We start from the raw sequence: 14265 nt of genomic DNA, 5'->3' as shown, positions 1-14265 counted from the left end.
TACGGAGCCGAGGCGCCCTCCCCCGGCGGGAGGGCGCCTCTCGCGTTCAGCCCTCGGTCGGGCCCGCCCCGGCCGGGCGCCAGCCCCGGGCGCGGGCCCGGGTGAGGGCGAAACCGGCCCAGAGCAGGGAGAGGACGCCGGCCGACCCGAGGAGGACGAAGAGGGTGGCCCGGCCGGTGGCGCGCTCGGTGGCGGAGGTGTCGCGTACGGCCACGGGTTCGGCGGCCCGCTCGGCACCGGCGGCGGGCGCGGCCGGGCCGCCGAGGACGGTGGTGACGGCGGCGTAGGCGTCCAGCTGGGGGAGGTCGGCCGGGTACGCGGTGGCGGTCAGCCGCCGGGTGATCGCGACGGCCCCGTCGTCGGGGTGGGTGGCGCGGACGGCCGCCGCCGCCCCGGCCGCGTAGGCGGTGGCCACCGCGACGCCGCCGCCCAGGTAGTGCCCCTTGCCGCGCGGCCCGCCGGAGACCACTCCGGCGCCCGGGGCGGCCAGGTCGACGTCGGGGGTGGGCAGCGCACCGTCCGGGCGGGCCCCGGCGGGCAGCATGTCGGCGACCGCGAGGACCCCGGGCTCACCGGCGGGCCAGTAGGTACGGGAGGGGATCTCGTCGGCCGAGCCCCGCGACGGGGGCTCCGGGGTGGCCGCCGCGACCACCACCGCCCCGGCCTTGCGGGCCTCGGCGACGGCCCGGGTGAGCGCGGTGTCCTTGCGCGGGAGGGCCACCGCGACCGCGATGACGTCGGCCTTGGCGGTGGTCGCGGCCCGTACCGCCGCCGTGACGAGTGCGGGGTCCGGCTGCCCGCGCCGGTCGGTGCCGCGCAGGGCCAGGATCCTGGCGTCCGGGGCGACCCCGGCGAGGAGCGGGGTGGAGCCGCCGGTCCCGGCGATCAGCCCGGCCAGGAACGTACCCTGTCCGACGCAGTCGTCGGCGGCATCGCCCTCGGCGGTGACGCGCCCGTTGAGCCCTTCGGCCGCGGGGTCGACGCCGGTGGAGATCAGCGCGACGGTCACGCCCGCCCCGGTGGTGTGCCGGTGCAGCCGGTCCAGGTCGAGGCGCTGCCGCGACCAGTCCTGCTTCTTCGCCCGCTCCTTGGAGGCGGGGGTGCAGGCGGCCTCCTCGGCCCGGGGGTCGAGTGCGGCGGGCATGCCGGGCAGCTCCTGCCCCTTCGCCCCGTCGGCGGCCGGGAGGACTCCAGGCATACCGGAGAGGGGCCCGGCCTGGGCGGGCACGGCCGCGGGCACCACCAGGGCGGCGGCGAGGCAGGCCCCGTACAGCAGGCGGGTCGTGCGCCTCACTGGGGCACCACCTTCGGGGCCGCGGCCGCGACGTCGGCCGGGAGCAGGATGCGCAGGTCGTCCAGGGTGGGCGCGGCCAGCGAACTGAGCCTGCCCGCCTGGCGGGTGACCATCGACTCGACGACCTGGCGGGCCAGGCGGGCGTTGCCGAAGGAGCGGTCGCGGGGTACCGCGTCGAAGTATTCCTTGAGCAGCGGCCCGGTGCCGGGGCCGCATTCGTACCCCATGGCGGTGGCCTGGGCGCGGACGATGGTGACCAGCTCCTCGGAGGAGTAGTCGGCGAAGGAGATCCGGCGGGGGAAGCGGGAGGAGAGGCCGGGGTTGGAGGCGAGGAAGCGTTCCATCTCGTCGGTGTATCCGGCCACGATGACGACGACCTCGTCGCGGTGGTCCTCCATCAGCTTCAGCAGGGTGTCCACGGCCTCCTGGCCGAAGTCGGCGCCGCCGCCGCGCGGGGTGAGGGTGTACGCCTCGTCGATGAAGAGCACGCCGCCACGGGCCCTTTCGAAGACCTCGCGGGTCAACTGGGCGGTGTGGCCGATGTACCGGCCGACGAGATCGGCGCGGGCCGCCTCGACCAGCTGGCCGCGTTCCAGTACGCCGAGCTGGGTGAGCACCTCGCCGTAGAGGCGGGCGACGGTGGTCTTGCCGGTGCCGGGCGGGCCGGTGAAGACCAGGTGGTTGCTGAGCGAGGGGACGGGCAGCCCGGCGGCGGCGCGGTGGCGGGCGGTGGTGATGAGGTTGACCAGGTCGGCGACCTCCCGCTTCACCTCCGCGAGGCCGATCATGTCGCCGAGGCGGGTGAGCGGGTCGTCGGCCGGTGCGGCGGTCTCGGCGGCCGAGGCGGCGGCGGTGGCGGAGACGTCATCGGGGAGCAGCAGCCGCAGATCGTGCTCGCTGACCTGGGCCTGGGAGGAGAGCCGGATCGCCTGCCGGTCGACCATCTCCTCGAACACGCCGCGCGCGGCACGGCCGTTGCCGAATCCGGCGTCCCGGTCCATGGCCGCGAAGTGGGCGGCGAGCGCCTGGGCCGTCCCCTCCCCCAGCTCGTACTGGTGCTGGGCGCACATGCTCTCCATGATCGCCACCAGGTCGTCCACGGCGTAGTTCTCGAACTCGACGGTCCGGGAAAACCTGGACGCCAGACCCGGGTTGGAGCTGAGGAAGGACTCCATCTCCCGGGAGTACCCGGCCGCGACGACGACCACGTCGTCGCGGTGGTCCTCCATGAGCTTGAGCAGCGTGTCCACGGCCTCACGGCCGAAGTCGGCGCCGCCGCTGCCGCTGTCGGCGGTGAGCGTGTACGCCTCGTCGATGAACAGGACGCCGCCGAGGGCCCGCTGGAAGGTCTCGGAGGTCTTGATCGCCGTACCGCCGACGACCTGGGCGACCAGGTCGGCGCGGGAGACCTCGACCAGGTGGCCGCTGCGCAGCGAACCCAGCTCGGCCAGGATCGCCCCGTAGAGGCGGGCGACGGTGGTCTTACCGGTGCCGGGCGGGCCCGCGAAGATCAGGTGCCTGCTCATCGGCGGTGCGGGCATGCCGAGTTGTTCGCGGCGCTGGGCGAGCTGGGTGAGGTTGACCAGCGTACGCACCTGCTGCTTGACGTTCTCCAGGCCGATCAGCGCGTTGAGGGCGCCGAGCGGGCCGTCGGCGCGGTCCGGCGGGGGCGCGTCGGCGGCGCCGGAACCGGCCGGGTCGGTGTTCTCGGCGCTGCCGCTGCCCCAGGCGTCCCGCTTGCCGTTGGAGACGCTGTTCAGGCCGTCCACGGCGAGCCGGTCGCCGGGCGCGGTCTGCACCAGGCCGCCGCCCTCGTTCTCCCGGGCGGTGCAGTTGACGAGGGAGACGGGTGCGGTGGACTCCACCCGGAACCCGTCCTGGGCACCGCCGTTGGCCTCGCAGCCGCTGAGCGAGGCGAGCGCGCCCTCGCGGAGCAGGAAGCCGTGGCCCTTGGGGGCGTGGACGGTGGTGCGGTTGGCGGTCAGTTCACCGCCGGCGGCGACGACCACGCCCTCCTCGCCGGAGACCTCGACGCGGAAGTCGCGGACGGTGACGTTGCCGCCGTCCTCCACGAGCAGCCCGCTGGTGGCGGTGTCGGAGACCCCACCGCCCGCCAGATAGAGGGTGGAGCCGGAGGCCACCCGTACACCGGCGCCCTTGGGCCGGACGATCTCGCAGTCCTCCACGCGGCCCCGGGCGTCCTTGGTGGCCGCGATGCCGTCACCGGCGGGCTCCACCAGCCGGGCCCGGCGCAGCAGCGGGTTGGCACCGCCCTGGAGGGCGACGGCGGGCGAGGAGCCGATCACCTCCAGGCGGTCCAGCTCGGGCGCCGAGTCCTCCTCCAGGAGCAGCCCGATCCCCTCGCAGTCGCGGACGGTCAGCCCGGTCAGCGCCGGGGAGGACGCCCCGGCGACCCGCAGGGCCGCGCCCTGGGCGCCGTCGACCCAGCAGTCCTCGAAGGTGCCGCGCGCCCGGTCGGTGACGAACAGCCCGTGGCCGCGTGCGCGTGAGACGCGGCAGCGGCGCAGTACGGGGTCGGTGCCCGCGGCGAGGACGATGCCGTTGCCGGAGGCGCCGGTGACGCGGACGTCCTCCAGGGTGGTGCGGCCCCCGGTGCTCAGGTGGACGCCGGTGCTGGTGTCGTGCACGACGGTCCGGACGACGGAGAGCGCGGAGTTGTCCTCCAGGGCGATGGAGGGCTTGTCGGTGGAGGAGATGTCGCAGTCCTCGACGGTGCCGCGGGTCTCGCCGTTGGCCAGGAGGCCGTTGCCCCGTGCGCCGCGTACCGTGCAGTCGCGGATACGGGCCTCGCCCTGCTCGGCGAGGACGATGCCGCTGGTGCCGAGGTGTTCCAGGGTGCAGGACTCCACGGTGGTGGGCGTGGTGGAGGTCACGACGACACCCGCGCCCTGCGGGTTGCTCACCCGGCACTCCCGCAGCGCGAGGGAACCGGTCCCGCCGGCCAGCATCGCGGTCCAGGCCGCGCCGATGATCTCGCACCCGTCGAACGCGGCCTGCCCGCGCCGCACATCCACGGCGGGCAGCTCGGAGTCACCGCCGCGCAGGGTGAGTTCGGAGACCATGACGGCGTCGGCGCGCAGCGCGATCACACTGCCCGAACGCGGCCGGATCTCCACCGTGCCCCGCCCCTCGGCGGCGGTGAGGGTGACCCGGGTGTGGATCACCAGGTTCTCGGCGTACGTTCCGGGCCGGACGCTGATGAGCGCACCGGTGCGGGCGGCGGCGAGCGCCTCGCCGATCGTCGAAAAGCGGTCCCCGGGGCCGACCGACAGTACCTGGCGCGACACGCACCAACCTCCTCGCTACGGCGGCGTCCTGTCCGGACGCCCCTCTTCGCCCAGGACGCGGTTCGGCGTCCCCGGCGATGCCATCATGCCTGGCCCGGGGCGGCGCTCGGAGGCCGGGAGCGGGACTCCCGGCCTCCGGACCTCCGGGTCAGGTGCTCCACTTCTGGTTGTCGTTGCCCGTGCAGTCGAACAGGACCAGGTACGTTTCCGGCCCCTTGCCCTTGCTGTGGTTCGGGATGTCGACGCACTTGCCGACGACGGTGTTGACCAGGTCGTGGGCGCCGTTCAGGGCGAACTGCTGGGCGGCGGAACCGTTGCACCAGGCGAGCTGGATGCGCGTGCCGTTGTTGAAGTTCGCGTTGGCGACGTCCAGGCACTTGTCCCTGGCCCGGATGGTGCCGTCGGAGCCGTAACGCCACTTCTGGGCGTCGGCGCCGTTGCAGTCCCACATGAAGAGCGGCTGGCCGTCGTTGAAGTTGTGGCCGGGTACGTCGATGCAGCGGCCGGAGAGGTGGCTGCGGAAGGAGACGGGCCCGCTGAAGGTGACGGCGGGCTTGGCCTTGGCGGGCTGGTTCTTGGCGCCGCCGCTCTCCGCCTTGGGCTGCGCCTTGGGCGGATCGGCCTTCTTAGGCGGTGCCTTGGGGGCGTCGTCCTTCTTAGCCTCCTTGCCGCCGTCGCCGGAGGGCGCGGCCGGAGGAATGGCCGGTACGGCGTTGTGGGCCTTCTCCGCCTTCCCCTCGTCCTTCTCCGCCTCGCCCTTCTTGTCCTCGGCGGGCGCGCTGGTCTCGGGCGCGGTGACGGCGAACTCACCCGGCGCCTCGGGCCCGCTCCCGTCGAGGACGGTCCCGGCCGCGGCGGCGTTGGTCTGCTTGGGCCCGTCGTCGTTGTTCCCGGCGAGCACGAGGAAGGGCACGGAGACGAGCAGCGCCCCTACGACGGCCGCCCCCGCGAGCGCGGCCTTGCCGGGCCTGCCCACGGGACCGGCCTCCTGCTGCGGCTGGCCGATGGCGGTGGCGGACATGGTCCGTACGAGGGCGGGGAGCCGGCTCTGGGCTGCGGCGGAGGCACTGGGGTCGGGGTCGGCTTCGGGGGTGGTGTCCGGGGTTCGGGCCTGGGTGTCGGGGGCGGTGGCTGCAAGGGCCTTGGAGTCGGGGGCCTGAGGGTCGGCGGCCTGAGGGTCCGGGCGCTTGCCCTGTCCGGCCTTCTCGGACTCCTCCGCCTTCCCCGACTCCTCGGGCTTCTCGGCCTTCCCGGGCTTCTCGGGCTTCCCGGGCTTCCCGGGCTTCTCGGGCTTCCCGGTCTCGGCGGCCTGACCGGCTACGGTCTCGGTCTTCGCCTGTACGGGTGTGGAGTCGGGCGCGGCAGCCGCGTCCGGCGCGCCGGGAGCGACGGGGGCAGCGCCCGCAGGAGGGTTCGCGGCCGCCCCCTCACTCTCGGCGCCGGACTCCGCGCGAGCCTCCGGGGAGGCGGGGGTCTGCTGGGACGACGAACGCGTCACGGGTTCCTCCCTGTGGTGTGGGGCCAGGGGTCGGTCGAGTCGGAGCCACCGGCTTCGTTCACAGCGCCGGGAAGGCTGTCGGCCGGGACGAGCAGGGGAGCCGCGGCACCGGAGTTGACCGACAACAGGGCGCCGGTGGCCGCCACCGACCTGGCCAGCTCCCTGGCGGACACGGTGTCATGGTGAAGTGCCGCGGACATGAATGCGTGGGTGGGCGAGGTGAACAGGAGCACCACCGGCGCCCCGTCCCGCCCCGCGGCCATGAGCGGCCCGCCGTCCGGCCCGCGTACGACGGTGACGTCCGCCTCCGCGAGTGCGGCCAGCGCCTCGTCCACCGTGCCGTACCCGGTGGCGGCGCGCTGGGCGGCCGCGTCCACCGGATCGGTGGGCTCGGGCCAGCCGAGGACGCGGGCCGAGGGACGGTAGGCGGGGTTGGCGCGGTACTCGCCCACGCCCCCGCTCGCGTCCGACTGCCACTCCCCCAGCACGGCCCACTCCGGCGGCGTCCGCGCCTGCGTCCACTCCGGATCGACGATCCCGATCCAGTGGCCCGGCGCACGACGGGCAGCGTCCTTCACGGCTTCCGGCACCAGGGAGGCATCCGGAAGGGCCAACGGGACGCTCTGCCCATCCTGTTGCCGCTCTCCGAGCGGTATCTCCACCTGAACTCTTGGCTCCGTACGAGTTTGTGAATGCCGGACGGCCTAGGCCCACCGTCGGCAGCGATCAGATCGGGAAGCCAACAGGATGTCATACGAGCCCTCTTCACGGGGATCGGCGAGGTGCCCGTATCTGCCGTCGACGTGCCCGTTCACTGCCCGAGCGAGGGACTTTCCGGGACCAGTGAGGCGTGGGATGACAAAGCGACGGAGGCGTATCCAGGTGAGGCGTCTCCCCCGCTCGCCCGACGGGCTACGTTGGGCACGCCCCCGAGGAGGAGTCAGCGCATGCCCCCCGAGCCCCCCGCCCCCGGCACCAACTCCGCGGCAGCCGCCGCCGAGAAGCCCGGCCCCACGCCGTCGCAGCCCGCCGACCCGGCCGAGGCGCCTCCGACGGCCGCCGCGACGGCCGGGACGGAGAAGCCCCGGACTGCGGCCGAGACCGAGAAGGCCGGCGCCCAGGGCCCCCCGGCCTCGACAGAAGCCACAGCGGGCCCCAAGGAACCCCAGACGTCGGCAGAAGCCACGCCCGACACCGAGGCCCCTCCGACGGCCGCCGCTCAGTCCGAGCCCACGTCGGAGCCCTCGTCCACGTCCACGGCGAAGACAGCCGAAGAAGCACCCGAAGGCCGCACGGAGGGCATCGCGCTGGCAACGGCCGTCGCCGAGAAGCCGGCCACCAAGACGATCACGGCGGCCGACAAGGGCCGCCCCCGCACGCCGGTCCTGGCGGGAGCCGTGTTCGTGGGCGCCGCCCTGGTCGCGATCCCCGTGCTCCTGATGGGCAGTGCGAACGACGAGGAGCCCCGTAACACCGGCACAGCACCGGTCGCAGGCAGCGCCGACACGGTCCTCAACCCGGAGTCGGCCCCGGCCGCCCTGGACGACTACGTGGCGGTGAAGCCCACACCGTCCCCGACCGAGCAGAAGAAGATCACCCCTCCGAAGGCCGCCCCGGTGCCCGTGGCACCCGCGCCCGAGCCCAGGACGAGCGCCCCCGCCGAGAAGCCGAAGGCCTCACCGAAGCCGAAGGCCAAGCCCAAGGCGGCCCCGCAGCCGAACTGGGGCACCCAGACGGTCTCCGCGACCAGCTCCATCGGGGTGGGCCAGTCCTGGGCCACCAACCGCATCCGCATGACCATGCAGCAGGACGGCAACCTCGTCGTCTACAACGAGCAGAACAAGCCCATCTGGGCCGCGATGACCTTCGGCCAGAACCACCGGGCGATCTTCCAGCCCGACGGCAACCTGGTCATCCACAACGGCGACGACCGCCCGATCTGGGCCTCCAAGACCCACGACTTCGGCGGCGCCCAACTGGTCCTGCGCCCCGACGCCAAGGTGGTCATCGTGCACAACGGCAGGGTGGTCTGGTCGACCTGACGTACCGGCCGACGGGACGGCCGCAGGGCCACGTCGTTCTGCCGCATTGCGGATGTGGTGATGTGAACCATGTCTGAGCACGAAGAACCGGCAGAGCCGGGCACCAGCCCGGCCGCGTCGGTGCCCAAGCCGTTCATGCACCAGCCGCAGACCGGGATACGGCCGAGCTTCTTGACGTCGACGTGGACCAGGTCACCGACGCGCTCGCGCTCGTAGCGGATCACCTCACTCGTTCACACAGTCGCCGATGTCCTTCGGCGTCGGCGGAGCGTTGGGGTGCGCGGCCACCTCGCCCCAACGCGGCGCCTGTTCTGGGCGCCCGTCAGGTTCACCATGCACATGAGCACTGACGGGCCCCTTCCCGTCCGTATGCGGAGGTGTGTACGGCCTCTCAGCCAGTGGGGAACGAGATCTTCGTCAGCTCTTCGGAGGCTTCCCAGATGCGCTGGGCGTCCTCGGTGCTGCGAAGGCGGGTGTAGAGCTTCTGCTCGGCAGGGGGGCCGCCGAGGTGTCCGGGGCCGCTCGGTCCGTAGAAGCGGGCGCCTTGGGCGTCGGTGGCCGTCGCGGCGTGGAGGGCCGGAAGTTTCGCGGTCTCGACGGTCCCGAGCAGGATGCCGCGGGCGGACAGGGCGCGGATGAGCCTCACGCCCATGGTGTCCTTGTCGCGACCGATTTCGGGGCGTGCGGCGAGCAGGCTGGTGGGGGCGACGCCGGGGTGGGAGAGGTTGCTCGTGATGCCCCATCCGCCGGCCCGGCTGCGCCGGTCGAGTTCGAGGCCGAAGAGCCCGAACGCGATCTTCGACTGGCTGTAGGCGTGACCGCCCTTGTAGGAGCGTTCCCAGTTCAGGTCCTGCCAGTTGATGGAGTTGCTGTTGGCGGCGACGCTGATCTGCGAGGTCACGCGTGCGTGTCCGGCGCGCAGCAGTGGCAGCAGGTGTGCCACCAGGGCGAAGTGGCCGAGGTGGTTGGTGCCGAGCTGCAACTCGAACCCGTCGGCGGTCGTCTGCCGGTCGGGCGGGGTCATCACGCCGGCGTTGTTGATGAGGATGTGGATCGGGCGTCCGTCCCCTCGCAGGGTCTCGCCGAGGGCGGCGACGGAGTCGAGTGAGGACAGGTCGAGGGCGTGGAGCGATACGTTCGCTCCCGGGACCGCCTCTCTGATCCCGGTGATCGCGGCCTCGCCCTTGCGCGGGTTGCGGACCGGCAGAAGCACCTCGGCCCCGGCGGCGGCGAGTCCGGCGGCGATCCCGAGTCCGATGCCGTCGCTCGCTCCGGTGACGACGGCACGTTTCCCGGAGAGGTCGGGAATGGCGCTGTTGATGTGTTTGCGTGCCATGAGTGCTCCTGCGGTCGTGGTGGCTCTACCCCTACCACTCAATGTATGCAACGATCACAATGTATGCAACGACTACAATGTGGGCAGTGTGCGTCTAGGCTGAAGGCGTGAAGAAACGCCCGTACCACCACGGAGATCTCGCCGCCGCCCTGCTCGATCGGGCCGAGCAGACGGTGCGCGAGAGGGGATCGGACGCGCTGTCCCTGCGGGAACTGGCCCGCGACCTCGGCGTGAGTCCCGGCGCCCCCAGCCGCCACTTCAAGACCAAGCAAGCCCTGCTGGACGCCTTGGCGCTGCGCGGCTTCGAGCGGCTCATCGAGGCCATCGGCACCGCCCAGGACGATGCGGGCGAGACATTCGCCGAGCGGCTGGATGCCGTGGCCCGCACCTACGTCGGCTTCGCCACGGGCGATGCCGCGTTGCTCGACCTGATGTTCTCGGCCAAGCACAGCCCCGAGGCGTCCACGGCGCTGGGCATGGCCGCCCACCGGTGGGGCGAGCAGTTCCTCGAGCTGGTCAGCCACGGGCAGCGCCGGGGCGAGGTGCGCCAGGGGCCGCTGGAACGCGTCACGCTGACGGTCTTCGCACCGCTGCACGGATACATCGGTCTGGCCGCGAGCGGTGTGCTGCCGCCCGAGGCCGCAGGGCCGGGCCTGGACGACGTGATCGAATCCATCGTGCGCCACTGCAGGCCCGAGTAGCCCGTATCGCAGTGACGGCGTACAACCAGCGCATCGACGCGTACAACGCGAAAGCCGAGGCCGACCAGGACCCCGGCCCGGTGCCCGAGCCCTTCAGGACCCCGGCAGGGCCGACATTCAAGCCGCGGGACAGGGCAGCCACCCCTCCCTGCCACGGAGCACCCCATGACACCTCGGCCTGAACCGGCGACGCACCCGGGCGCAACGTCCGCAGCCCCGCCCCCAGTCGATGGCGTCAGGCGGCGAACGGGCCGGGGGCCGAGCTCACCCCCGTGAAGCTCGACCCCCGGCCCGGCTGCCACCGTGTCCCACCCCTCGACACTTCAGTGGTGACGAAGCATTGGTAACGTACACCAGAGTGGCCGCCCCCCGTCAACCAAAGTGTTGCCGGGGTCGGCCCGATGGGCTTCGAGAAACACTGTGGTGGGCGAAGGCTCGGCATCACACCAAGGAGGTCGTGTACGTGGAGGATGACGAGTCACCCAGCTTCGCCCAGCTCCTGGACCACCTCTTCCGCGAGGTGCACCCGCCCTCCCGGGGGCCCTACACCTACGCGGAGGTCGCCGAGGGGATCCGCAAGGCCTCGACCGGGGAGGGGCGCGGGGTGACGGCGAGCGCCATCCAGCAGCTGCGCACCGGCGCCAAGCGGAACCCGACGCGCCACACCATCAAGGCCCTGGCCGACTTCTTCGGCGTACCGGCGGGCTACTTCGTCGACAGCGCGGCGGCCGAACGCACCAAGGCGGAGATCGGCCTCCTCGCCGCCATGCGGGACCAGGACGTCCGCAAGGTCGCCCTGCGCGCCAACGGCCTGAGCGTCGACAGCCTGAAGATGCTGTCCACCGTGATCGAACAGGCCCGCAGGCTCGAAGGGCTCACCACCGACGACAGCGCGCAGGATCTGAACCTGGACGACTGAACCGCGTACCGGGCGGGGGACGTACGGCCCCCGCCGCGAGACGACAACCCCCTGTGGCCGCTCGGCGCCAGGGGGCATCAGGCGTTTCCCGGGACAAGCCAGGCATCCCGCTCCGCGAGGCGCCCCGCGGCCGCACCCCGCCCTCGAAGCGGGGTCGCGAACATGTCAGCATTGAGGCGCTCGCACCGGGCTCCCAGGGGAGATTCGCCCCGGCCGACCACCCCCGACCGGCGTCACCAGAGTGAGGACATGGACCTTGAGCAGCTTCGCGCCGCGTGTGAGGCACGCGTCGAGGCGCTTCGGCTCCCGCACCGCTTCAGCACCCGCGACCTCCGCGACGCCGTGGCCGCACAACGCGGACGCCCCATCATCCTGCGCCCGTTGAGCACCCTGGGCGCCACGGACGCCCCGTGCGGCATCCGCCTGGAGACCCCGGACGCCGACCTGTTGTTCTACGAGGAGGCCACCTCACCCCTCCACCAGAACCACATTCTCGCCCACGAGATCAGCCACATCATCTGCGACCACCCCGGCAGCCTCGAACTGGACCTGGACACCCTGCGCACGATCGGGTTCGACCCCACCCTCGTCCAGCGCATGTCCGGCCGGACCAGCTACACGAGCGAGGACGAGCGCGAGGCCGAGGTGATGGCCAGCGTGATCCGGCAGCTCATGTACCGGGGACGCGAAAGCCCGTCGAGTCGGCCCGCCAGCGGCGCCGAGAGCTGGGACGCGCTGTTCGCCGAGCCACACAGGAAGAAACGCCACCGGAAATGATCAACATCGTGTTCACGGGCACGGCCGTCGTGCTGCTGTGCTTCGCCGCCTACTGGGTACGGGGACGCGGCGGACACCGCCCCACGGGCACCTGGGCGATGGCGGCGCTGCTGACCTCGTTCGCCCTCGCCTTCGCCTCGTACGCCCCCGCCGTGGAGCGCGCGGTCGAATCGGTGGTCCCCCACGTCGCCCGGCTCCTCAGCAACACCTTCACCCTGACGGCGGCCACCTCGGTCCTCGCCTTCCTCTTCCAGCTCAATCTGGACCGCGAGCGGGCCGACCGGCAGATCCGGCTGCGCGTCATCGCCCTCGCGGTCTCCGTCACCGGTATGACCGCCTTCTTCGTCGCCGAGCAACTCACCGGACGCAACCCGGTGTTGTACGCGTGCTACGTGCTCATCTACATCTCCTACCTGGGTTACACGGCCAAGGACTTCCTGCTCCAGACCTGGGCCCAGTCCAAGCGGTCGACCCGCCGCAGCCAGCGCTGGGGCCTGCGCACGACCTCGGTCGGCTGTGGCTTCGCCCTCCTCTACGCCGCGTACAAGCTCTTCGCCCTGGTCTCCATCGGCCTCGGCCTGGGGCTCATCCCCGACCACGCCCGGTGCTCCAGCCCGCTGACCCCCCTCCGCTGCGCCTTCAGCGTGACCGCGCCCGCCGTCGCCGTCCTCCTCATCACCGTCGGGCTCACCCTCCCGGCCCTGCTGTGGCCGCTCAGCCAGCTGCGCCGCCGCCGCTGGGAGCGGAGGTCGTTCACCGCGCTGGAACCCCTGTGGCGGGAGGTCACCTCGGCGGTCCCCGAGGTCGTACTCGACCCGGGCGACACCGAGGTCGACGCCCACGACCTCGACTTCCACCTGCACCGCCGCGTCATCGAGATCAACGACTGCGTGCTGGCCCTGCGCCCGTGCCGGCAGGCGTCGGTACGGGACGCCGCCGCGGCCGAGGTCGCCCGCCGGGGCGCGGCCGAAACCCCTGAGGGCGAGGCCGAGGTGGAGGCGGCGGTCATCGCCGCGGCCGTCGAGGCGAAGCGCACCGGACGCGCCCTCGACGGCGACGAGGCCCCGCCCGCCGCCGGCACCGGCTCCCGTAAGGGCGACCTCCCGGCGGAGACCGCGTGGCTGCTGCTCGTGGCGGCCGCCTACGCACGGCGCCCGGCACCCGAGAACGTAGGAGCGGCCTCGTGAGCTCCCCGCGGCAGGACCCCCTGCGCGACCCGCGCTTCTTCGCCGACCCCTACCCCACCTACGACCGGCTGCGCGAACGCTGCCCGGTCCAGCGGATCCCCAACGGCTCCGGCGGACACCACGCGTACCTGATCACCGGCCATGCCGAGGCCCGTACGGCGTTCACCGACCCCCGCCTCTCCAAGGACACGGCCCGCTTCTTCGCCGACCGGCCCTCGGACCGCGACCTGCACCCGGCGATCTCCCGCCACATGCTGGCGAGCGATCCGCCCGTGCACACCCGCCACCGGCGGGTCGCGGCACCGCTGTTCACCACCGGACGCGTCCGGGACCTGCGCCCGTTCATCACCGGGCTCGTCGACGACCTCATGGCCGCGTGGCGGCCGGGTACGGAGGTCGACCTGGTGGCGAAGCTGGCGATTCCGCTGCCGGTCACCGTCGTCTGCGAGCTGCTGGGGGTGCCGGAAGCCGACCGCGCCATGCTCGCCGGCTGGTCCCACGACCTCTTCGACGCGACCGACACCGGCCTCGTCGACGCCGCGTCGCACCGGATCGGCGACTATCTGACCCACCTCGTCGACACGGCCCGCGCCACCCTCGGCGACGGTCCGCTCCACTCCCTCCTGCGCGACTGCGACGAGGGCGGCCTCGACCGGGACGAGGCCGTCTCCCTGGCCGCCCTCCTCCTGATCGCCGGGCACGAGACCACCACCCACTTCATCGGCAACGCCGTCCTGGCCCTGCTCCGGCACCCGGAGGCGTTCGACCGGCTGCGCCGGGACCCGGACCTGATCCCCGGCGCCCTCGACGAACTGCTCCGCTTCGACTCCCCGGTGAGCGTGGCCACCTTCCGTTACAGCACGGAGGAGCTGAGCGTCGGCGGGGCCGACATCCCGGCGGGATTCCCGGTGCTCATCGCCCCAGGGGCCGCAAACCGCGACCCGGCGGCGTTCCCCCACCCGGACCGCCTCGACCTCGACCGCGACACCTCCGGCCATCTCTCCTTCGGCCACGGCATCCACCGCTGCCCCGGCGCCCCCCTGGCCCGGGCCGAGGCGGAGATCTCCCTGCGCACCCTGCTGACCCGCTTCCCGGACACGCGCCTGGCCATCCCGGTGGAGTCCCTGACCTGGCGTCGGACCCGCCTCACCCGGGGCCTGGCCGCCCTGCCCCTCGTCCTCGGCTGACCCACCCCGAGCACTT

General features: G+C 72.9%; 11 protein-coding genes. 6 read left to right on the top strand and 5 right to left on the bottom strand.

The annotated features are described in order from the left end of the window. Positions 1–46 precede the first annotated feature (46 nt). From GTY67_RS27780 to GTY67_RS27765, 4 genes are all read right to left on the bottom strand, one after another. The gene (locus GTY67_RS27780) at positions 47–1294 is read right to left on the bottom strand and encodes a S8 family serine peptidase (RefSeq protein WP_161280669.1); all 1248 of its coding nucleotides are present in this window, start codon (positions 1292–1294) and stop codon (positions 47–49) included. Beyond that, positions 1291–4602: a right-handed parallel beta-helix repeat-containing protein gene (locus GTY67_RS27775; protein WP_093692227.1), complete on the bottom strand. Its 3312-nt coding sequence runs from the start codon at positions 4600–4602 to the stop codon at positions 1291–1293. Before GTY67_RS27775 ends, GTY67_RS27780 begins: the two co-directional genes overlap by 4 nt. A gap of 148 nt (positions 4603–4750) precedes the next feature. Beyond that, on the bottom strand, positions 4751–6100 hold the full coding sequence (locus GTY67_RS27770; RefSeq protein WP_161280668.1) for a ricin-type beta-trefoil lectin domain protein: 1350 nt from the start codon (positions 6098–6100) through the stop codon (positions 4751–4753). Then, positions 6097–6762: a type VII secretion system-associated protein gene (locus tag GTY67_RS27765; protein WP_093692231.1), complete on the bottom strand. Its 666-nt coding sequence runs from the start codon at positions 6760–6762 to the stop codon at positions 6097–6099. Before GTY67_RS27765 ends, GTY67_RS27770 begins: the two co-directional genes overlap by 4 nt. Before the next feature lie 285 nt (positions 6763–7047). Here GTY67_RS27765 and GTY67_RS27760 point away from each other — a divergent pair, with 285 nt between their 5' ends. After that, on the top strand, positions 7048–8142 hold the full coding sequence (locus GTY67_RS27760; protein WP_161280667.1) for a mannose-binding protein: 1095 nt from the start codon (positions 7048–7050) through the stop codon (positions 8140–8142). Between the two features lie 391 nt (positions 8143–8533). Here GTY67_RS27760 and GTY67_RS27755 read toward each other — a convergent pair whose 3' ends face one another. Continuing rightward, the gene (locus GTY67_RS27755; RefSeq protein ID WP_161280666.1) at positions 8534–9478 is read right to left on the bottom strand and encodes an SDR family oxidoreductase; all 945 of its coding nucleotides are present in this window, start codon (positions 9476–9478) and stop codon (positions 8534–8536) included. Between the two features lie 107 nt (positions 9479–9585). On the opposite strand from GTY67_RS27755, the gene GTY67_RS27750 reads away from it, so the two are divergent. From GTY67_RS27750 to GTY67_RS27730, 5 genes are all read left to right on the top strand, one after another. Then, the gene (locus GTY67_RS27750) at positions 9586–10179 is read left to right on the top strand and encodes a TetR/AcrR family transcriptional regulator (protein WP_161280665.1); all 594 of its coding nucleotides are present in this window, start codon (positions 9586–9588) and stop codon (positions 10177–10179) included. Between the two features lie 463 nt (positions 10180–10642). Next, a complete protein-coding gene (locus tag GTY67_RS27745; RefSeq protein WP_093692370.1) occupies positions 10643–11098 on the top strand; it encodes a helix-turn-helix transcriptional regulator in 456 nt (151 codons plus the stop codon). A gap of 249 nt (positions 11099–11347) precedes the next feature. After that, positions 11348–11875: a regulator component gene (locus GTY67_RS27740; RefSeq protein ID WP_093692239.1), complete on the top strand. Its 528-nt coding sequence runs from the start codon at positions 11348–11350 to the stop codon at positions 11873–11875. Further along, entirely contained in the window at positions 11872–13062 is a 1191-nt protein-coding gene (locus tag GTY67_RS27735; RefSeq protein ID WP_161280664.1) for an MAB_1171c family putative transporter, read from the top strand. The genes GTY67_RS27740 and GTY67_RS27735 overlap by 4 nt, the downstream gene beginning before the upstream one ends. Then, positions 13059–14249 carry a cytochrome P450 gene (locus GTY67_RS27730; protein WP_343238775.1) on the top strand — a complete coding sequence of 397 codons (1191 nt, stop codon included), beginning with the start codon at positions 13059–13061 and terminating at the stop codon, positions 14247–14249. The genes GTY67_RS27735 and GTY67_RS27730 overlap by 4 nt, the downstream gene beginning before the upstream one ends. The last annotated feature ends 16 nt before the right edge of the window (positions 14250–14265 follow it).

The organism is Streptomyces sp. SID8374 (genome assembly GCF_009865135.1).
In the GTDB taxonomy this organism is placed as follows: domain Bacteria; phylum Actinomycetota; class Actinomycetes; order Streptomycetales; family Streptomycetaceae; genus Streptomyces.
This window is presented reverse-complemented; position numbering and strand designations above follow the sequence as displayed.

Coding starts and splice junctions, on each gene's coding strand:
- GTY67_RS27760 (WP_161280667.1), top strand. CDS start 7,048: ATGCCCCCCGAGCCCCCCGCCCCCGGCACCAACTCCGCGGCAGCCGCC.
- GTY67_RS27755 (WP_161280666.1), bottom strand. CDS start 9,478: ATGGCACGCAAACACATCAACAGCGCCATTCCCGACCTCTCCGGGAAA.
- GTY67_RS27740 (WP_093692239.1), top strand. CDS start 11,348: ATGGACCTTGAGCAGCTTCGCGCCGCGTGTGAGGCACGCGTCGAGGCG.
- GTY67_RS27735 (WP_161280664.1), top strand. CDS start 11,872: ATGATCAACATCGTGTTCACGGGCACGGCCGTCGTGCTGCTGTGCTTC.